The organism is Fibrella rubiginis (assembly GCF_017353185.1).
GTDB classification, from domain to species: domain Bacteria; phylum Bacteroidota; class Bacteroidia; order Cytophagales; family Spirosomataceae; genus Fibrella; species Fibrella rubiginis.
In genome coordinates this window covers 276385-295485 of record NZ_JAFMYV010000001.1, presented here as the reverse complement: position 1 = coordinate 295485, position 19101 = coordinate 276385, and the positions used below count along the sequence as shown (strand labels likewise).

Annotated in this window: 15 protein-coding genes; 8 read left to right on the top strand and 7 right to left on the bottom strand. The window is 53.9% G+C overall.

Annotation, left to right across the window (positions count from 1 at the left end):
• Positions 1-138 precede the first annotated feature (138 nt).
• Positions 139-1203, top strand: coding sequence for a DNA topoisomerase IB (locus tag J2I47_RS01115; protein WP_207362703.1), 1065 nt, complete (start codon positions 139-141; stop codon positions 1201-1203).
• 84 nt (positions 1204-1287) lie between these two features.
• Here J2I47_RS01115 and J2I47_RS01110 read toward each other — a convergent pair whose 3' ends face one another.
• The gene (locus J2I47_RS01110) at positions 1288-2085 is read right to left on the bottom strand and encodes a bacteriorhodopsin-like (RefSeq protein WP_207362702.1); all 798 of its coding nucleotides are present in this window, start codon (positions 2083-2085) and stop codon (positions 1288-1290) included.
• A 230-nt stretch (positions 2086-2315) separates the two neighbouring features.
• On the opposite strand from J2I47_RS01110, the gene J2I47_RS01105 reads away from it, so the two are divergent.
• The 3 genes from J2I47_RS01105 to J2I47_RS01095 all read left to right on the top strand — a co-directional run bounded on the left by J2I47_RS01105 (position 2316) and on the right by J2I47_RS01095 (position 4906).
• A complete protein-coding gene (locus tag J2I47_RS01105; RefSeq protein ID WP_207362701.1) occupies positions 2316-2936 on the top strand; it encodes a DUF4159 domain-containing protein in 621 nt (206 codons plus the stop codon).
• 150 nt (positions 2937-3086) lie between these two features.
• The gene (locus J2I47_RS01100) at positions 3087-4064 is read left to right on the top strand and encodes an AAA family ATPase (RefSeq protein WP_207362700.1); all 978 of its coding nucleotides are present in this window, start codon (positions 3087-3089) and stop codon (positions 4062-4064) included.
• On the top strand, positions 4061-4906 hold the full coding sequence (locus tag J2I47_RS01095; RefSeq protein WP_207362699.1) for a DUF58 domain-containing protein: 846 nt from the start codon (positions 4061-4063) through the stop codon (positions 4904-4906). Before J2I47_RS01100 ends, J2I47_RS01095 begins: the two co-directional genes overlap by 4 nt.
• A gap of 61 nt (positions 4907-4967) precedes the next feature.
• On the opposite strand, the gene J2I47_RS01090 is transcribed toward J2I47_RS01095, so the two are convergent.
• Positions 4968-5336 carry a DUF1304 domain-containing protein gene (locus J2I47_RS01090; protein WP_207362698.1) on the bottom strand — a complete coding sequence of 123 codons (369 nt, stop codon included), beginning with the start codon at positions 5334-5336 and terminating at the stop codon, positions 4968-4970.
• Positions 5337-5414: 78 nt separating this feature from the next.
• Between J2I47_RS01090 and J2I47_RS01085 the strand changes: the two genes are divergently transcribed.
• The 3 genes from J2I47_RS01085 (at position 5415) to J2I47_RS01075 (ending at position 10622) form a co-directional block, all read left to right on the top strand.
• Positions 5415-6611, top strand: coding sequence for a BatA domain-containing protein (locus J2I47_RS01085; RefSeq protein ID WP_207362697.1), 1197 nt, complete (start codon positions 5415-5417; stop codon positions 6609-6611).
• 96 nt (positions 6612-6707) lie between these two features.
• The gene (locus J2I47_RS01080) at positions 6708-8948 is read left to right on the top strand and encodes a hypothetical protein (RefSeq protein ID WP_207362696.1); all 2241 of its coding nucleotides are present in this window, start codon (positions 6708-6710) and stop codon (positions 8946-8948) included.
• 21 nt (positions 8949-8969) lie between these two features.
• Entirely contained in the window at positions 8970-10622 is a 1653-nt protein-coding gene (locus J2I47_RS01075; protein ID WP_207362695.1) for a hypothetical protein, read from the top strand.
• Between the two features lie 57 nt (positions 10623-10679).
• On the opposite strand, the gene J2I47_RS01070 is transcribed toward J2I47_RS01075, so the two are convergent.
• Together J2I47_RS01070 and J2I47_RS01065 are read right to left on the bottom strand one after the other, a co-directional pair.
• On the bottom strand, positions 10680-11765 hold the full coding sequence (locus J2I47_RS01070; RefSeq protein ID WP_207362694.1) for a M42 family metallopeptidase: 1086 nt from the start codon (positions 11763-11765) through the stop codon (positions 10680-10682).
• Positions 11766-11840: 75 nt separating this feature from the next.
• Positions 11841-12833, bottom strand: a complete 993-nt coding sequence (locus J2I47_RS01065) for a glycosyltransferase family 2 protein (protein WP_207362693.1) — start codon at positions 12831-12833, stop codon at positions 11841-11843.
• A gap of 136 nt (positions 12834-12969) precedes the next feature.
• Here J2I47_RS01065 and J2I47_RS01060 point away from each other — a divergent pair, with 136 nt between their 5' ends.
• Entirely contained in the window at positions 12970-13362 is a 393-nt protein-coding gene (locus J2I47_RS01060; protein WP_207362692.1) for a hypothetical protein, read from the top strand.
• A 28-nt stretch (positions 13363-13390) separates the two neighbouring features.
• Here the strand turns inward: J2I47_RS01060 and J2I47_RS01055 are convergent, their stop codons facing one another.
• The 3 genes from J2I47_RS01055 to J2I47_RS01045 form a co-directional block, all read right to left on the bottom strand.
• Entirely contained in the window at positions 13391-13792 is a 402-nt protein-coding gene (locus J2I47_RS01055; RefSeq protein ID WP_207362691.1) for a MaoC family dehydratase, read from the bottom strand.
• A gap of 113 nt (positions 13793-13905) precedes the next feature.
• Positions 13906-15618, bottom strand: coding sequence for a RagB/SusD family nutrient uptake outer membrane protein (locus J2I47_RS01050; protein WP_207362690.1), 1713 nt, complete (start codon positions 15616-15618; stop codon positions 13906-13908).
• 25 nt (positions 15619-15643) lie between these two features.
• A complete protein-coding gene (locus J2I47_RS01045; RefSeq protein WP_207362689.1) occupies positions 15644-18955 on the bottom strand; it encodes a SusC/RagA family TonB-linked outer membrane protein in 3312 nt (1103 codons plus the stop codon).
• Positions 18956-19101 lie beyond the last annotated feature (146 nt).

The following is a 19101-nucleotide window of genomic DNA, read 5'->3' as shown; positions in this document are numbered from 1 at the left end:
TAACAGGCAAGTTAGGATCGCATACGATACGCAGGTACACAGGCGAAATCTTATTTACCGCGCCAAACCTCATCAGCAGCCGGCGGGTTGTGGTATATAGCTGTTTATATACAGTCAGGCTTACACGCAACAATCCCTATGAACCTTTTAGAATTGGCGCAGGACCCGGCTAAAGTGGCTCGGGCGGCCAAACTTGTTTACGTTAGCGACACGATGCCGGGCCTCTCGCGCCGACAAAATGGCGATCATTACGACTACCTCGATCACAAAGGGCAACTTGTCGACGATGAGTCTACGCTGGAGCGAATCCGGCGTATGGCATTACCCCCCGCCTACGAGCATGTCTGGATTTGCCCGAAACCAAATGGTCATCTGCAGGCAACGGGCGTAGACGCCAAAGGGCGGAAGCAGTATCGCTACCACACCAACTGGAATGCTATCAGGAGTGAGACTAAGTTTTACCGGATGGAGGCGTTTGGCGAAAAGTTGCCTCAGCTACGCAAACGCCTGCACGAAGACCTGAGCAAGCCTGACCTTTCGCGCGAGAAGGTGATCGCTATTGCCCTTAGCGTGATGGAACAAACTTTGATTCGGGTGGGTAATGCCGCCTACGAAAAAGAGTATGGCTCCTATGGTCTTACCACGCTCAAAGACCGGCATGTGAAAGCAACCGACAAAGACGTCCGGTTTAGTTTCAAGGGTAAAAAAGGCATCTATCACGACATCACGCTGCATGACAAACGCCTGGCTAAGCTGGTGAAAGCGTGCCGCGACATCCCGGGAAAAGAGTTGTTCCAGTACATCGATGATGCCGGTGACCGCCACCCCATCGATTCGGGGATGGTGAACGATTACCTGCACGAAACCATGGGCGACGAGTTTTCGGCCAAAGATTTTCGCACCTGGGCCGGTACAACCAACGCCTTACGACTACTGGTAGAGATGGGGCCGTTTACCACGGAAAAGGAAGCGAAGAAAAATGTGAACACCGTGCTTGATGAGGTATCGCATCGGTTAGGCAACACCCGTACCGTTTGTCGCAAACACTACGTGCACCCGGAAGTACTGGACGCTTATGAATGCGCCGACCTCAATCCGTATATTCAGCATCGCAACCGCTATCGGCAAACGTCGCCGCATGGCCTGGATGGCGTTGAAAAACTATTGCTGTCGTTTTTAAACGATCGCACCAAACAACGCTGATGCCGCTGGTTAGCAGTCTACTATATATAAAACAGCAAAACCCGACCATCATGGTCGGGTTTTGCTGTTGAATGAAGGCTGTAATCAGACTTTAGCAGCACGGCCAGCCGTTTGTCCGCTCATGATTCGCTCGCTGATGGCCGATTCCAGACTACGCTCATTTTGAGTTGACGCCATGGCAGCGCTATACACCACCAAGCCGAAACCAATTTTATTGACCGCGTCGGCAATGTTGTAGATTAAGTCAAGGTTCAGCCCCATACCCGACAGCAGATTGCCCGACATGGTCATATAGCCAATTGGATAAATAGCCCAACCTACAATGGCAAAGTTGCGGAGCAAACGAACAGCCTTGCTTACCTCAGGATTCGACGAGGCGTCGGCCACTTTTTTCACGTCGCCGGCAGTGGCTTCATAAATAACGCCGAGGTAACCCACCGTTGAAATGATGCCCCACAAGATGGTTTGCTCTGGGTGGATGGCCTCACCAATATACCCGGCCACGAGCATTAACAGGGAGTAGGCAACCAGTTTGTAAAGGGTCGATGCTTTCCCGCCGTATGGCTTGATGAGCAGGTAAAACTCTACGCACATCAACGGCACGGTCAACGTCCAGTCAATATAGCGGAACTGAGTTGGCGATGTATGGGTCTCCAGCCATACACCACGCATGTAGAAGTAGTGCACAGCAGCAATAAATGTGATCAGACCCGATACGACTAATGACGTTTTCCACTTACCATCTACCTGACTCCGCTCCATAAAGAAGAAGATAGAGGCAGCCAGCATGGCCATGTAACCCGTAAAGAACGTGAAGCCGACAACATCGCCAGCCGCGAGGTCTGCAACCAGAACAGACGCGAATTGAAGTAAAGTTTGCATAGTGGTAGGAATAAGAAATTGGGATTTGTTTGATTAGGCAATTCCACAGAGACAAACCCGTTCGATAATATTTTTGTTTAATCTTTTGGTCAAAAACTTAAACAATACACACTCTAGATACTAAATATTATTTAAATAATTATATTTTTAAGTCTGTAACTATTCGTAATGCAACTTCTGTATCGGAAAAATTAAAGTGCTAATTTTAGCGGCTTATCAGCAAAAAAAACTTGAAACCGTTCCGCTTTACCCGCATTCAATACAGCTCTGGCGACTGGGACACCGATCAGCGAATGCCAGCTAACCTGCTGCATTCGTTGATTGAGTATACCACAATACCAATAGAGGAGGCTGAAAAGGTGGTGCAACTGAACAGTAACGACCTGTTTCGTAATCCTTTCTGTTACCTAAGTGGCCATAAACTGGTTGAGTTTTCGACGGTGGAACGCGACCATTTCAAACGCTACGTTCAGAATGGTGGCTTCGTCTTTGTCGACGATTGTAATCATGACATCGACGGGTTGTTTGCCAAGTCCTTTGAGCAGGAGATGGCTCGTACGTTCGGCCCAAAAGCGTTGCAGAGGATCCCGAATAACCACCCACTTTACACGTCGTTTTTCAAGTTTCCGGAAGGTCCCCCAACTACCTCGTTTGAACTGAACGGCTGGGGCGACGACCTGGTGCACGACTACCTGAAAGCGATCACCATTAACGGACGCATTGGCGTGCTTTACAGTAACAAAGACTACGGCTGTGAGTGGGACTATGACTTCCGCAACAAGCGTTTCCTGGCCGAAGACAACACCAAATTTGGAGTCAATATTGTGGTTTACGCCATGACTAGCGTATGAGTTTGAGAAGAAAAGGAGCTAAAACACAGAAGTACACAGAGAGACACGGAGGTGCACTAAGATGCTCTCACTACGCATAAAAAATCTTAGTGCACCTCCGTGTCTCTCTGTGTACCTCTGTGTTTTAGCTCCTTTTCTTCTCCCCTTCTTATGAATACAGATCACTATAAAGCCCTTGTGGCGAAATTACCTCTGCTCAAGGCCGAGATCGGTAAAGTTATTATTGGGCAGCAGGAAGCCATTGACGAAGTACTCATCACCCTGTTGGCGGGGGGGCACTGCCTGCTCGAAGGTGTGCCTGGACTGGCGAAGACACTGCTGGTCAGCACGTTGGCACGCACCCTGAGTATGTCATTTAAGCGCATCCAGTTCACGCCAGACCTGATGCCCGGCGACATTGTGGGCACTGAGGTGCTGGAGGAAGACCACGAGACCGGAAAGAAATTTTTCCAGTTTAACAAAGGTCCCATCTTTGCCAACGTAGTTCTGGCCGATGAGATCAACCGGACGCCGCCCAAGACACAGGCCGCCCTGCTGGAAGCCATGCAGGAATACAAGGTCACCTACGCGGGCACCGATTACCCGCTGCCTCGGCCCTTTCTAATCATCGCCACGCAGAACCCCATTGAGCAGGCGGGCACCTACCCCCTCCCCGAAGCCCAACTCGACCGGTTTTTGCTCTACATCCGCCTCGGCTACCCATCGGAACAGGAAGAGCTGGCCGTGCTCCGCGCTACCACCGGCACTGACCGCCCTACGCTAAGCACCATCCTGACCGACAGCGACGTACTTGATTTACAGACGTTAACGCGGCAGGTGTTTATCAGTGACGAACTCCTGACGCTAGTGAACCGGATCGTGCGCAGCACCCGCCCGGCAGATAGTAGTGTACCCTTCGTGAAGCAGTGGTGCGACTGGGGGGCTGGTCCGCGGGCTGGTCAGGCCCTGATCCTGTGCGCCAAAGCCCGCGCCGTACTGAACGGTCGTTTCTCGGTCATTCCCGACGACATTCAAACGCTGGCTTACCCCGTTCTCCGCCACCGCATCGCCCTCAATTTCCGCGCTGATTCCGAAGGCATTACGACAGACAAAGTAATTGAGGAGGTGGTAACAAATAAAGTAAAATGACCGCCGCAGACCTTATCCGCCTCAATAATCTGCCGTTGGTAGGTAAACTCGTTAGCGATGAACTAACGCTGGGGCTGCACCACAGCCGCCGGAATGGGGTTGGGGTAGAGTTTGCTCAATATCGGGACTACCGCCCCGGCGACGATCCTAAACGAATAGACTGGAAACGGTACGCCCAAACAGATAAGCACCTGGTGCGTGAGTCGGAGACAGAGAGTAGCCACCAGGTGCGGCTGTTGCTCGATCTGTCGGGGTCCATGAACTATGCAGAGGACAACGTCAGTCGGCTGGATTATGCAAAGGTGCTGCTGGCCTCGTTGGCTTATATAGCCAACCGCCAAAGTGATCAAATCAGCCTCTACGGCCTCAGAAACGGCCAAATTGAACCGCTCGTACCACCAGGAAAACAGGCCTTTCAGAAGGTGTTAGGTGTGCTGACGAGTGTGAAAGCCGCCGGTGCCTGGCCCGATACAGTACCCACCTTACCCGGATTGAAGCGTAACCAAACTGAACTGCTGATACTGGTGTCGGACCTGCTGCAACTCAACGACGAGTGGCTGACGTTGCTTCGACAAGCTGCCAGCCCCCACCGCGAGGTATTGCTGATTCAGGTCTTGGGCAATCAGGAGGTAGCCTTCAATTTAGCTGGATTTTACCAGTTTCAGGACCTCGAAACCGGCCAAACGCTGGAGGTAGAGGCGGGCACCGTACAGGCCACCGTTCGGGCCGCTGCCACCACCTACTTTCAAACCCTGACCGATCAGCTTCAGCTACCTAACCTCCGCCGTGTACGCGCCCTGCTCACCGACCCACCCGCCCTGGTACTGCGTGAATTGCTGTGATAGGCAGGCGCACTCTATTTCCCAACCATAGCTCATTACCACAGACCAACGTTCGCGTTACCTACCTCAACAGTACTACGAGCACTAGTGCAATTATGGCAGGGAGGCCCTGCACCAGCATAATTCGTTTGCTAGCGGATAAACCACCGTAGAGAGCCGCTACGGTAACACACGACAGAAAAAATAAGGCCACGTTTTTTTGCCAGATAGGGTCGGTAATCATCAATGACCAGATGAGGCCGGCAGCCAGAAAACCATTATAAAGTCCTTGGTTGGCTGCCAGCACTTTTGTAGGTTCAAAAAGGTCGTTGCGCAGGGTGCCACGGAACACTTTTGGCCCGCGGGTGGTCCAGGCAAACATTTCGAGCCAGAGAATATAGAGGTGCTCAATGGCAACCAGACCGACAAACAGTTGCGTTATGATGTGCATGATGGTAGCTACGTTTGGCGAAATATCGGTTATTATCAACGCGGTAGTATTTTCACCTTTGGGGTCTTTTATTCAACGATGGCGTTTTTAAATCCTGCCCTGCTCTGGGGGATGCTGGCCGTAGCCGTGCCCATTGCCCTGCACTTCTGGCATCAACAGCGGGCCAAGCCCATGCCCTGGGCTATGCTCCGCTGGCTCGAAACCCCCAACCAGCCCCCAAAACGCGGTTTCCGGTTCGACAACTGGTTGCTGCTCGCGTTGCGTTGCATGCTGCTGGTGGCATTAGCCCTGCTGTTGGCGCGACCCGTATTTCCGGACAAAAAACGTACATCGGCCATTCAGGCAGTGCATTTGGTAGAACCCAATGCGCAGTTGGTTGAAGCGTACCGGTTTGAATTAGCACAGGCGCTGCAACGGCATGAACGGCTTTATTGGGCCACCGCACCCGTATCGGTCATTACGGCGCTCAACGAGATCCCTCATTCGCAGCCGCTGAACCCACTGACATTACAAGTGGCTATCGACGAAGCAACCATCCCACAAACTGGGCTGCATCTTTACGTCCGTAACACGCCAGCCTGGATCGACGCTCCCTTTCTGCAAGTGCCGGAAGCCTTTGTGCTTCATCCGCTTAGCACACCCGACAAAGCCCCGCTGCCGTACGTAGCTCTGCCATCGGGTAAACGGCTGGCTGTTGGAGCAGACGGGCGGCTGGCAGTCTTCGCAGCCAGCAATGGTCCCGCCAGCCAGGCCGCTGCAGCCCCGCTCCGGGTATTGATTCAGTTTAGTAATACCGCCGAGCGGCAAACCATTAAAGCCGCACTCGAGGCGCTTACTCAGGTCTACGGACTTAGTTTTCTAATTGACTACCAACCGGTTAACAGCAAGGTTTACACCTGGATATTGACCGACAAACCGGTTGCAAGCCCCAATTTAGGCATGTTTTATACCCTCACCAGCGCCGCTGTCCGTACAGATTGGCCCAACGTACAGTACCTGCCGGGTCCCCTCACGCCGGCGGCCAGCGATGACGTGGCCAATGGTCAGTTACCGGAACAATTGGGAACGCAGCTTATCCAAGGTCTTGGTTTGTCGCGTTACCAGCATCCCCTCGGCAGGCAGGCATTCGCAGCTTTGTTCAGGCCCGGCAGCACCAGCCTTTCTGACTCATTACCAACCACCCATCCCAGAAATGCGCTCCAAAACGGGCTGTTGGTATTATTTTTATCCCTGTTACTCGCCGAACGCTGGCTAGCCAACAGGCGTGGGGCGTAATAGCCAGTGGCAAAGACGGTTGAACGCAGCGTCAAACGCAGGTGTGTTTCCTGCTCTGTGCTTTACCTCCACTGCTGCTTGCTGGTTCACTCAACAATGGAATCACTTCATCAACTCATACGGTCTATTACAGCGCAGCTTCATGCTAACAGTTGGCTGAAGGCCCTGCTGGTTGGAGCGTCGGCGGGGCTACTAGTGGGTTTGTTGCCTGTTGGTTTACCCGTTCTTCTTAGCATCGGGGCTTTGGTTACCTGCCTGACAGCCTGGCAGTTGGGTGCTTTCGAGGCCAAACACGCAGAAGCTATTGCCCTGTTGCACCGCACCCTTGACCAAACCGAATACAGTTTGCCCCTGCTCACCAAGCCTGATCTAAACATGGCTGAGCAACTGCAGCTTGACCGCCTGGGTGAACAGGCCGCGCGCACCTCCCAACCCGTTGTTGTGGGGCAGCATTTGCGCCCTTATGCGCTCCTGCTGGTTGGCTGCCTGACCCTTGTGGGGCTAGTCAACTACTGGCCATCTGAGCAAAAAGCCGCTGCACAGCTTACTAAACGGAGTACTAAACAAACTGCCAAACAAACAGACCCCTTGATTCCACCGGCTTTTCAGTCGGCGCGGCTGGTGGTGCTGCCCCCCGCCTATACGGGTTTGCCCACACGCACCACGACCGATCTGAACGTGACAGCCTATGTAGGGTCAGTGCTGCGGTGGCAGGTTCAGCTTAGCCAGACCGAGCGCGTGCGGGTGGCGCTGGTAAACAGCCGGGGTGGCGAACTGGCCTTCACACGTCAGAACGGGCGGTTTTCGTACCAGGACCGGGTGCTTAACTCTGGCCTTTATGCGCTACGAGCTTACTGGCGAACGCCCCGGAACCGGGATTCGCTGGTGTACCAGTCTGATTTTTACCGCCTCGAAGCCCAACCTGATACGCCGCCCCTGGTTCGGCCCACATCAAAAGAGTTACACCGCTTTCATCGCCTTGGCGAACCCATGCAACTGCGCATACAAGCGCAGGTTTCTGACGATTTCCAGGTGCGGGGAGCCTATATCGTGGCTACCCTGGCGCGGGGTTCGGGCGAGAACGTCAAGTTTCGGGAGAGTCATTTCCCGGTTAGTGCCGGCCCGTTTAAATCGTCGCTGCTGAGTCACACGCTCGATCTGGCCAAACTTGGGTTTACTCCCGGCGACGAGTTGTACTACTACTGGGCTGCCATAGACAACCGGCAACCCGACCCGCAGCTCACCAAATCCGATACCTATTTCGTGGTCTTCAAAGACACGACCAAGACCGATGATGCTGAACTGGCTACGATGGCGGTGAATATTATGCCCGACTATTTCCGCTCGCAACGGCAGATCATCATTGACACCGACAAGCTGATTGCGAAGAAAAAGCGGCTAACCAAACCGACATTCAACAGCGGGTCAAACGAAATTGGTTTCGACCAAAAAGTGCTCAGGCTGCGCTACGGGCAATATTTGGGTGAAGAATTCGAGAATCAGATTGGAGGACATAGCCCCATGGCCGACAACGATGCCAATCTGCTGGCGGGCTACGAACACCGCCACGATGTAAACCCGGACCCTAACGGCGACGTAAGCACGACCAAAGAAGAGCATCATGAGGAACACCACGCCGAAGCCGGGCATGACCACGGCGGCGCCAATGGCCCTGCCACCGGGCAGGAGCAGGACCCGCTGGCGGCTATGATGGAGCAGTATGTGCACAACCACGACAACGGCGAGGTAAACACGTTCTACGAACAGTCGACGCGAAGCTTGCTGAAAATGGCTCTGGAACAAATGTGGCAGTCGGAGCTGCATTTGCGGCTTTATGAGCCTGAACTGGCCCGTCCGTTTGAACAGAAGGCGCTTGACTACCTGAAACTCGCTCAACAAAAAGCCCGCGCCTACGCCAAAAAGAGCGGCTATGATCCACCGCCACTGAAGGAAAAGGAAACCCGCCTCACCGGCGAACTGAAAAATGTAGCTAATCAGCATCGGGTTGCACGTCGGTACCAAAACGTGCCCGTTGCCATGCTCGTAGCCGAGGTGCTGGGTTATGTTTCGCTGCCAAAATTGTCGTCTGCGCAACGGCAAACGGTAGGGCAACTCAGTGCCGCGCTCAGCGGGCCGCTGCTTCAAAGCGGTCTGGCCAACTGGTCGGTGCTGGCACACCTGCAGCAATTGGCATCGGGTAAACCGCTGACAGCCAGCGCTCTCGAGGTAGTGCAAAGTCGTTTGTCGGCGTTTGCGAACCAAACTACAACGGGGAGCCGACCGGGGCTGGTGTCGGACAAGAAATTAGAAAATGCCTTCTGGCAGAAGCTGGAATAACCGTAAACCACATACCCATCAATGCCCGCTCCCACCGACTGGACAACACCATGGCCCTGGCTCATTGCTGCTTTATTGCTAGCCTTATCAGGATTGTCTGTCTGGTTCATTGGTCGTCATCAACACCTGTCGGCGGGGCGTAAGTGGGTGCGCATCGGGTTGCACGGGCTGCTGTTGCTGGCGTTGCTGGGCCTTTTTCTACAACCCCGCTGGCGTAGTCAACTCCCTGCCGGGCGGGTGTTGCTGGTTGCCGATGATGTACCCAGTGCAGTTGTGCGCAGGATGCAAGACAGCCTGAACATCCGCGAGGCGATACGGGCAAAAAAATTTCGCGGTGCAGCTGACTCGGTAACGTTACTGGGTGGGTCTTTTTCAGACCAACTGCTGGCACAACTGGCTGAACGAGCGGTTACGTGGGTTCCCTATGACGCAGCTAACCAACTGAAAAGCCTGCGTTGGGAAGGCATTGTACAGGTAGGGCAAAACCAGACAGTCAGCGGACGGGTCAACCTGCCAGAAGCGGATGTATTGCGGCTAAAATTTGGCAAACGCGCGGTCGACAGCACACAATTAGCTGCTGGTGATCAATCGTTTACACTGAAGTACCCCGTCTTTTCGCTGGGTCGAAACAGCCCGACGCTCTGGTTGGGCAACACCCTGCTCGACACGCTTCATTTTGTGGTTCGGCCCACGGCCCGGATGCGTATCCGGTTTGTGCTGACCGCTCCCGATTTCGAGACGCGTACCCTCGCCGACTGGCTGGGGCAGCAGGGTCATCAGGTCGAACTAACCAATACGCTCTCGAAAGGCATTGGCAGTTCAACAAGCATCAACAGCACGGCTTTAACCAGAAGCACCCCACCCGATCTGATCATCACCGACCCAGGCAACGTATCTAACGTATTAGTAAACAAGGCTTTGCTGGCGGGCAAAAGTGTGTTAGTGTTGAATTTAGGTCAGCCGGAGACCGATGTAGCAGCCATCAACCGGGCGTTGCATACGCGCTGGCACGTGAAGCGGGTACCGGGCAAAGACACCCTGCACGTCGGCCCGTCCCTTACGGCCCTCCCCTACCGCTTTGTATCGACTGCATATACGCTGCCGGTGCCGGGCTATCCCGTCGCGATTCAACCCGCGCCAGGTCATGTTGCGGTAAGCCTGTTAACTGAAACATTTCCGCTGCGTCTGGGCGGTGACAGCACTGCTTACAGCCGGCTTTGGCTCTCTGTGTTAGCCCGACTACAACCCACAGCACTAAATAACTTATTACTTGAACAACCTGTCTATCAGCACGTTTCAACGGCAGTCACGCTGAATAATCCTAGCGTGATACCCACGCAGCTACGCCTCGGTAGCGATACCATACAACTCCGTGCGGCACCAGTCAACGCCCGGTCGTGGACCGGCTTTACCCGACCAACCCAATCAGGCTGGCAGACACTCCAGGACACGCTGGCGGTCTATGTTTACCCTACCGAAGCAGTCCGAACAGGAGCTTTAACGCAATTAGCGCAACGCCAAAAAACAGCGGCGGTCGCTCTCGCTCACCGCCGCTATGATACAAAACGCACCGCCGAGACGCGTTTCATCGAAAAAGAAATTCCTGACTTGGTTTGGTTTGCGCTGATCGTAACCCTGTTAGCGGCCCTCTGGATCGAGCCGAAGTTGAGCTAAAATAGGGTGATAAGTGGCTACCGCGTCTACAGCTTCGCGCCGGTAGCCACTCACCGTTCATTTGATGTATCGAAAATCTTCATCACCTTTCAGGGTCAGCAACACGCTGTACATCAAACGAATAACCGCCTGCACGTCTTCCTGGTGCACCGTCTCTACGGTGGTATGCATGTATTTCAGCGGCAGCGAAATCAGGGCCGAGGCAACGCCTTCGGCGGCGTAGGCGAAGGCGTCGGTATCGGTGCCCGTAGACCGGCTTACGGCCTGTCGCTGAAACGCAATTTCGTGCGTATCGGCCACGTCGATCATGAAATCGAGCACGTTATTCTGCACGGCAGGGCCGTAGCACAGCACCGGACCAGCCCCGCATTTCAAGTCGCCCTGTTCTTTCTTATCGTATTTCGGCGACTGTGTATCATGGGTCACGTCGGTACAGATAGCCAGGTCGGGTTTCAGGCGGCGGGCAATCATTTCGGCCCCACGCAGGCCAATTTCTTCCTGTACCGCGTTAACAACGTAAAGCGTAAAAGGCAGTTTGACCCCGTTCTCTTTAAGCTGACGGGCCACTTCGGCAATCATGAACCCACCCATACGGTTGTCGAGCGCACGACCCACAAAATAGCGGCCATTCATCTCGGTCAGGCCATCAACAAACGTGCAGACCGTGCCTACGTGAATGCCCATAGCCAGCACCTCGTCTTTGGTGGCCGCGCCCACGTCGATAAACAGGTCGGTAACTTTAGGAGCAGTGTCTTTGGCAAGGTCGCGCACGTGGATGGCAGGCCATCCAAAAACTCCCTCTACCACACCCTGTTTGGTGTGCAGGTTCACGCGCATGGAGGGAGCAATGAGCGCATCGGACCCGCCGTTGCGACGAACGTAGAGATAGCCGTCGTCGGAGATGTAGTTCACAAACCACGAAATCTCATCGGAATGGGCCTCAATGACCACTTTATAGTCTTTGGTTGGTGAACTGGAATCACCATGGATGACGCCCACCGCCGTACCGTAGGTGTCTACAATATACTCGTCGATGTAGGGTTTAAGGTAATCGAGCCAAAGCTGCTGCCCCGATGATTCGAAGCCCGTGGGAGACGCATTGTTAAGGTAGGCGTAGAGAAACGCTTTACTGGTATCAGTCATAGAATGGAAGAATGTTGGGTACCAGACACTGGACGTTGTACATTAGACAAAAGGCCTCCAATGTCCAACATGCTTTTACACCTTAAAAAACAGGTTTTGGTTGAACAGAGTCGCCCAGAAGAAACGGCTAAATATACCGACTTGTTGGGCAAACGCCCGTTGATTTGTTAGTTCGCTCAACAGGGGTTTCCCCTGCCGAAGGTTGGCAGTCATTTTCCAGGCGTAGACAATAGGCACGAGCGTGTAATAGTGTATCATCAACACCAGGTAAGCACCGGCACCATACTGCTTGCGTACCCATAGCAGATTAGACACCTGCATTTGCGTTTTGAACCGGTTGATAAACGTTGTTTTTCGAGTGGCATTACTGGCATCGGAACCGTATTCCAGGTGGACAAAAAAGCCATCGCGCAGTACCAGCATCCGGCCCTGCCGTCTAAGCCGCCAGCCCAGTTCCACGTCTTCGCCGTACATAAAAAAACGCTCATCGAAGTTACCCGTCTGCGCAATAGTGCTTTGCCGGGTCATCAGAAAAGCCCCGATAATCCAGTCTACTTCGTTAGGGTCGGCGTACTGATTGTCGGGGAAAACGCGGTTCAGCCAACGCTCGGGCAGGATGTAGCAGAAGCGGCGCAGTTGGGCAAATCGGGTATACAACTGCGTATGAACTTGCCCGTCCCGGTTGATCTGCATAGCCCCGACGGCGGCCACATCCCGTTGTCTGTCCAGCAGTTGCGAACAGCGTGTGATCAGATCGTCGACCAGCAATGTGTCTGAATTGAGCAGCAGAAGGTTACGTCCCTGCGCCTGTTTCATGCCAAAATTATTAGCCCGCCCAAAACCTGCATTATAACCCATGTTGAACCAGCGTATTTGAGGAAACTGCGCTTCAGGAAAGGCGGCCCTCACCAACAATTCGCTGTTGTCTCCTGATTCATTGTCAATGATAATAACCTCAAAATCAATGCCCTGCGTGTGTTGCTGCACCGAATGCAAACAATCAATGATGAGTTGAGGCGTTTTGTAGTTAACAATGATGATGGAAACGTCGGGGGAAGTGGTGGACATAGACTGCACGAAGAATACTGATCAGGAGTAGTGAAGCGATAAGGTTCGGCGTATAAACGACTTTAATCCCTGCTTTTCCAACCGTTCCGTTCGTCGTAGGGTTATTGATAATAGACAATAAATAACGTCAACTCCTATGCAACGCGTTAAAACATACTTCTTTCTGCCTGCCATTCTGCTGATGGCGTTTAGCTGCGAGAAAACCGTAGCGCCCGAGCAGACGACGTCGATTGAGCAAAAAGCGTTGTTGGTCGGCAACGCTCTACCTGCCGATGGCTGTAGTGCGCACTTGCTCATTAACCTCAATGCCACCAACGACAATGGCACTGCGGTATTGCCTACAGAGGTTACCCGCACCCTTTTCGATAAAGCCATTGCCGCCGAGGAAGCGAAACAAGCCAATGGTTTTTGGGCGGGTCAAAAAATTGTGACGATCCGCTATGCTCCTACCACCAGCACCAGCACACTGGAATGCGGCTGGGGCAAAAACAGCACTGTGCCATTAATTCAGCTACAGTCTTTACAATAATTCAACTGCTTGCCAGAGCAGTCACTTATCAAATCTTTTCCCGGTGCATAAGGGTCGCTACGCCCTTAGTAGTTACTTTTTTGCTTTGTACGTCGCGGATCTCGCCGAGAATTTTGGCGATATGCTTCTCAGGGTCAATGTCCTGCACGGTAAAGGTTACCTCATAATCTGTGTCGACGAACATGGGGCGCAGGAAGTCCAGCGTCTGCCCCATATAGACAGATCCGTAACCGGGAAATTCGGTGCCCAAGACTTTCGTGAAAATGCTGGCCCCCAGCATACCGTGAATGATGGGTCGTTTAAAAGGCGTCTGCGCTGCAAAATCGGCGTCCAGGTGGAGGGGATTATTGTCGCCCGTGACGCGGGCAAAGGCTTCCACGTCGGCCTGCGAAAACCGAAAGGCGTGGGTGTGAGTGTCATTGACTTGCATAAGGCAAAGGTATCATTGATGCGTGGTAAACGATGAGCGGTAAGTAGGCTTACGCAGAAGCAACACGCTTGCATAAGCCCACTTACCGCTCATCGTTTACCACGCATCACTTATCAATATCCCGGATTCTGCTTCAGGGTTTCGGCACCAGCTACTTTGCTGTTCAGAATTTCCTGCACCGGAATGGGGTAATATTCATGCTTGCCTTTGGCGAAGGTGGCTCCGTTGAAATACGACCGCAGCCGGGCTTCCTTGGCCATATAGGCATTCAGGGTTTCGGCGGCGATGCCCCAGCGTACCAGGTCGAAAAAGCGATGACCTTCCATGGCAAACTCCAGCCGGTGTTCAAACCGGACGGCCGTGCGGGCGGCAGCCTTGTCGGCAAAAGGCGTGGTGTATTCCTTTACCACGTAGTTGGCGGCGGGTTTGCCATCGTCTAGTTTCACAAAACCGTCGGGGTTGGCGGCGCGGCGGCGGATCACATTGATATAGTCGCGGGCTTTTTCGAGCGAACCAACCTCAATTTCGCATTCGGCCAGCCACAGGTATACGTGCGAGAGGCGAATGAGGCGGTAATTGTTGGCGTTTAACCGCGAGTTGCCCGAAAAGGTGTTCGTGCCCACGTCTGACTTCTGGAACAGGTGTTTCTTGCCCTCATAGGGTCCGCCATTGCCCTGATCGCGTACCCAGGCTTTGCCCGGCATGATACCCCAGTCCAGATACGGGATTCCCCGGCGGCCAACCGTATGGTCGAGGCGGGGGTCCAGCGGACCGGCGTAAGGCGTGAAAGGAGCCGTTGACTCTACACCCTGATCACTTGTTACGTCGGCATCGTTGAATGTAGTGGGCAGCGGAAGGCCATTGGCATCGGTTTTAAAGGCGTTGACCAGGTTCTGCGACGGCTGGTAGAACCCGCAGCAGGTGGTAGGCCCACCGTAGGGATAGTTGAGCGTGGCACCCTGATTGCCGTTTTCGCCCCCACCCGCACCATCGTTGACCGAAAATTGAATTTCGAAAATCGACTCGGCGTTGTTGTTGGTCACAGCCTTGTGGTTGTCGGCGTATTTCGGCATCAGGCTATACTTACCGCTGGCAATGATAGCCTCAAACAGGGGCTTGGCTTCGGCAAATTTCTGCTGAAACAAGTACGCCTTACCCAGCATGGCCGCCGCCCCCCACTTGGTCACCCGCCCCTTTTGCGATTGCACTTCGGGCAGGTTGTCATAAGCAAATTTCAGGTCGGCTTCTATGTTGGGCCAGATGTTCTTGTCGTTGGTTACTTTGGTGCTGTTCAGGTTCGTCGGGTCGTACGTTTTCTCGTCGATAAACGGCACCATGTTGAACATCTTTTTGGCCTCGAAATGGTAGTGCCCCCGCAGAAAACGGGCCTGAGCACGCACCAGTACCTTTTCGGCCTCACTCATATCCGTCGCTTTTTCTACCGCCTGCAGTGCATCGTTCGACCGGGCCACGCCGTCGTAGACCGCCTGCCACTTACCCCGAAAGTGACTGTTGTCGGGCTGGATGGCCTTGTATTCGATATACGAAATCTCGGGTTGGTCACCCGATGTTGACCCTTTATAGGCGTCGTCAGACGCAACCGATCCGTAGATCCAGTTGTCGGCCGAACCATGCCAGGAGGTTGTTCCGGCGCCTACGCCGTCGAGGAGCGAATAGGCCCCCGTGAGCAGGTAGCCCACACCCACGCGGTTGTAGAAGTTGTTAGCACCCAATACGGCTTTGGGAGCCACATCAAGAAATTCGTCTTTGCAGCTCGTAGCCAGACCAAGTGTCAGCACAAACGCGAGTATTGTTATCTTTTTCATATTGACTTACAAGTTGAGAAGGTGATTAAAAGGCCAGATTTAGGCCCAACAACAGGGTTTTGGCCACGGGGTAAGCCCCTTCGTCTACGCCGATCTGCCGGTCCTGACCCGTGGTTGCCCCCGAATCGCGGAGGTTGATTTCGGGATCGAGGCCGGTGTATTGCGTCACCGTGAGCAGGTTTTGCCCCTGCACATAGACCGTGGCATTGCTCAGGCCCACTTTGCTCATGATACTCACCGGCAGGTTATACGATAGCTGCACGTTTTTCAACCGCAGGTACGAACCCGACTCCAGGTAATACGTTGAGGGCAGGCTGCTGATGTTGTCGTTCGACCGCGGGATGGGCAGTTTAGCATCGGTCTTGCCGGGCCGCCACGAGTCGTAATACATGCGGGTGCTGCGGTTGCCGCCAAAGGTGGGGAAATCGGTCCAGTAGCGGACGTAGTTGAAAATCTGGTTGCCCTGCACGCCCTGTCCAAACAGGGTGAGGTTAAAATTCTTGTAACCCAGGTTTACGTTCAGGCCGTAAGTGAAATTAGGGTGTGGGTTGCCAATGATGGTCCGGTCAGCAGCGGTGATCTTGCCATCGCCGTTTACGTCGCGGAAAATAAAGCTGCCTGCCCGGTTGTAGTTGTTGGTTCCGTCGGGGTTGGCAAAGGCAGGCGGGGCCGCTTTGGCTGCTTCGTCGCTCTGGAAAATGCCGTCGAGTTGGTAACCAAAGAACGAGGCGATGGGGTAGCCCTGCTGCGTCACGTTAGAGGGGGCCAGCCGGGTAGCAAAGCCGAAGTATTGCGTTGAGGCGTTACCGTCTGTCTTCGTTACCAGGTTGCGGTAGGTCGAGATGTTGGCCCCCACGCTGTACGTAAACCCACTTGACCCGATTTTCCCGCCTGTGTTCAAACCCAGTTCAATGCCCTTGTTGGTAAACGACGCAATGTTCTGAAACGGGTTGGTGGCCACGCCCTGGGTGAGTTGCACCGGAATGGGAAACAGGGCGTCGGTGGTGGTGCGGCTAAACCAGTCGAAGGTTACGTCGAGTTTACCTTTGAACAGGGTAGCGTCGACCCCAAAATCCAGCGAAGTGGTGGTTTCCCATTTGGCGTTGGCATTGCCAAACTGCTGCAACTCATACCCCTGCACGGCTGAGGTGCGCGAACCGTTCAGGTCATAGAACGAGGTGGTCGGGTTGGTGCCAAAAATCAGGTAAGGGTTGTAGTTACCAATTTCCTGGTTGCCGGTTTGCCCATAAGCCGCCCGCAGCTTCAGGTCGTCGATACCCCGCAGGCCTTTCATGAAGTTTTCCTGCGAAATACGCCAGCCGGCGCTCAGGGCGGGGAAATAGGCGGTACGGTTGGCCGCCGAGAAACGGGATGACCGGTCGCGGCGGATGGTGGCATCAACTAAGTATTTGTCGTAGAAGGAAAAACTCGCTTTGGCAAATTCCGAGGCCAGCCGCCAGTTTGAAGCACCACCACTGTTGGTGGCCGTACCCGCGTTACCGGCGTCGAGGTAGCGGTTCTCGATGTTGTCATCCGCAAAACGGCTCCGGTTGGCGTTGAAAAACTCGAAGTAGTTTTTGATCGACTCGGTACCCGCAATCAGGTTCATCTTGATGTTTGGCCCCAGGTCACGGTTATACGTCAGCGTGTTATACCACGTCCAGGTGTAGCCGTAGTTGTTGCTGGTGCCCAGGCTGTTGGTCCCCGCCGACTCCGACGATTCGATGTCGCGGATGTTGTAGTTACGGACATTAAACAGGTTGTAATCCATACCAAAGCTGGTCTTGGCCGTCAGCCCCGGCAGCAGGTCGAGCTCGGCATAGACGTTGCCGAATAATCGCACGTTTTTGTTGACGTTGTCTTTGTTGCGATACAGCGCCGCCACAGGGTTACGGGCGTTATCGAGGTCGCCGCCTTTGGTACCGGCAAAGTTGCCCGCCACGTCATAAACCGGAATAATAGGCTGAATTCGGTAGGCAAACGAGATGGAATTACTCTCGTTGTTGTTGCCGTTGGGCTGACCAATCCGCTCGTCGTAGGATACCTGCAGGTTCTCGCCGATGCGTACGCGTTTGGCTACGTTAAACTCGGTATTGGCCCGGATAGAGTACCGTTCATAGCCCGTGTATTTCTGAATACCCTGCTGGTTGAAATAGTTGAACGATACGGCATAACGGCCGCCCTCATTCCCCCCCGATACCCCCAACTGATGGTTTTGGATGGGTGCGGGCGAGAAGATTTCATTGAACCAGTCGGTGCCCTGTTTGTTGGCCTGGGTAATCAGGAACTTCGTTTTCCGGAAGTCGGGGCTGTCGATGTCGTTGGAGTAATTGACGTAGCTGCCATCGGGGTTTTTAGCCAGCCGGGGGTCGGAGGCTGAGGCCCCGTCGGGGAAAATAAAATCGGGAATGACAGGCGTAGTGCCTGAACCAAACTGCGCGTTTTTCGGGTAAATCAGCCCCGTTTGGCCTGGGTTAGGTGTGGCCACGCCGTTGACCAGCGTGTTGGCCGCGTTGATGCGCGACTCCCAGAGCAGGTCGGCATATTGCTGCGTGTTCAGCAGGCTGAGGCCTTTACCCAGTTGCTGCGTGCCGTAGTACACATCATAGGTCAGTTTAGCCTTGCCTGCTTTCCCTTTTTTGGTGGTAATGATAACCACGCCGTTGCCCGCCCGCGATCCGTAGATGCTGGCCGCCGAAGCATCTTTCAGCACCTGCATGGTTTCTATATCGTTGGGATTCAGGCTGTTGTTAGTACCCTTGGTGGGCACTCCGTCAATGATGTAGAGCGGTGAGTTATCATTGATGGTACCGAAACCCCGGATACGCACCATGGTGCCGCCGCCGGGCGAGTTATCATTGCCCACCTGTACGCCTGCTACACGCCCCTGCAATGCCTGCGATACGTTGGTGACGGGCACCTTGAGGGCTTCTTTCACATTGACCGTAGCAACAGCCCCCGTAATGTCGCGCTTGGCCTGGGCGCCGTAGCCCGTCACGACCACCTCGCTCAGCGTTTTAATGTCGCTGGTCATGGTAATATTGATCTCCGTGCGGTTACCAATAGTAACTTCCTGACCCACAAAGCCGATGGCCGACACAATGAGCACATCACGGCCATTGGGTACGCTTAAGGAGAACTTTCCGTCGGCATCGGTAACCATACCGGTCTGGGTGCCCTTGATCAGCAAATTCGCGCCCGGAAGGGGGGTGTTGTCGGACCCATCCGTGATGCGGCCCGTGATACGGCGATCCTGGGCTATCGCGCTGATACACAGCAGAAAACCCAATACTACTAGCGACAAGATTCGCCCCCTGATTTGGTGAAGTTTTTTCATTGCAATCGTTTGAGTTTAGTGAGTAGTCTACTTAGACTATCTATCGCACCAAAGCTATATCCGACCAAGTACTAATGCTTCACCGCCCAATAAATAACACTTTATTCACATTTGATAACAGTTTATTACCATAACATTCTCATTTG

Coding starts and splice junctions, on each gene's coding strand:
- J2I47_RS01115 (WP_207362703.1), top strand. CDS start 139: ATGAACCTTTTAGAATTGGCGCAGGACCCGGCTAAAGTGGCTCGGGCG.
- J2I47_RS01110 (WP_207362702.1), bottom strand. CDS start 2,085: ATGCAAACTTTACTTCAATTCGCGTCTGTTCTGGTTGCAGACCTCGCG.
- J2I47_RS01100 (WP_207362700.1), top strand. CDS start 3,087: ATGAATACAGATCACTATAAAGCCCTTGTGGCGAAATTACCTCTGCTC.
- J2I47_RS01095 (WP_207362699.1), top strand. CDS start 4,061: ATGACCGCCGCAGACCTTATCCGCCTCAATAATCTGCCGTTGGTAGGT.
- J2I47_RS01090 (WP_207362698.1), bottom strand. CDS start 5,336: ATGCACATCATAACGCAACTGTTTGTCGGTCTGGTTGCCATTGAGCAC.
- J2I47_RS01085 (WP_207362697.1), top strand. CDS start 5,415: ATGGCGTTTTTAAATCCTGCCCTGCTCTGGGGGATGCTGGCCGTAGCC.
- J2I47_RS01080 (WP_207362696.1), top strand. CDS start 6,708: ATGGAATCACTTCATCAACTCATACGGTCTATTACAGCGCAGCTTCAT.
- J2I47_RS01075 (WP_207362695.1), top strand. CDS start 8,970: ATGCCCGCTCCCACCGACTGGACAACACCATGGCCCTGGCTCATTGCT.
- J2I47_RS01070 (WP_207362694.1), bottom strand. CDS start 11,765: ATGACTGATACCAGTAAAGCGTTTCTCTACGCCTACCTTAACAATGCG.
- J2I47_RS01065 (WP_207362693.1), bottom strand. CDS start 12,833: ATGTCCACCACTTCCCCCGACGTTTCCATCATCATTGTTAACTACAAA.
- J2I47_RS01060 (WP_207362692.1), top strand. CDS start 12,970: ATGCAACGCGTTAAAACATACTTCTTTCTGCCTGCCATTCTGCTGATG.
- J2I47_RS01055 (WP_207362691.1), bottom strand. CDS start 13,792: ATGCAAGTCAATGACACTCACACCCACGCCTTTCGGTTTTCGCAGGCC.
- J2I47_RS01050 (WP_207362690.1), bottom strand. CDS start 15,618: ATGAAAAAGATAACAATACTCGCGTTTGTGCTGACACTTGGTCTGGCT.
- J2I47_RS01045 (WP_207362689.1), bottom strand. CDS start 18,955: ATGAAAAAACTTCACCAAATCAGGGGGCGAATCTTGTCGCTAGTAGTA.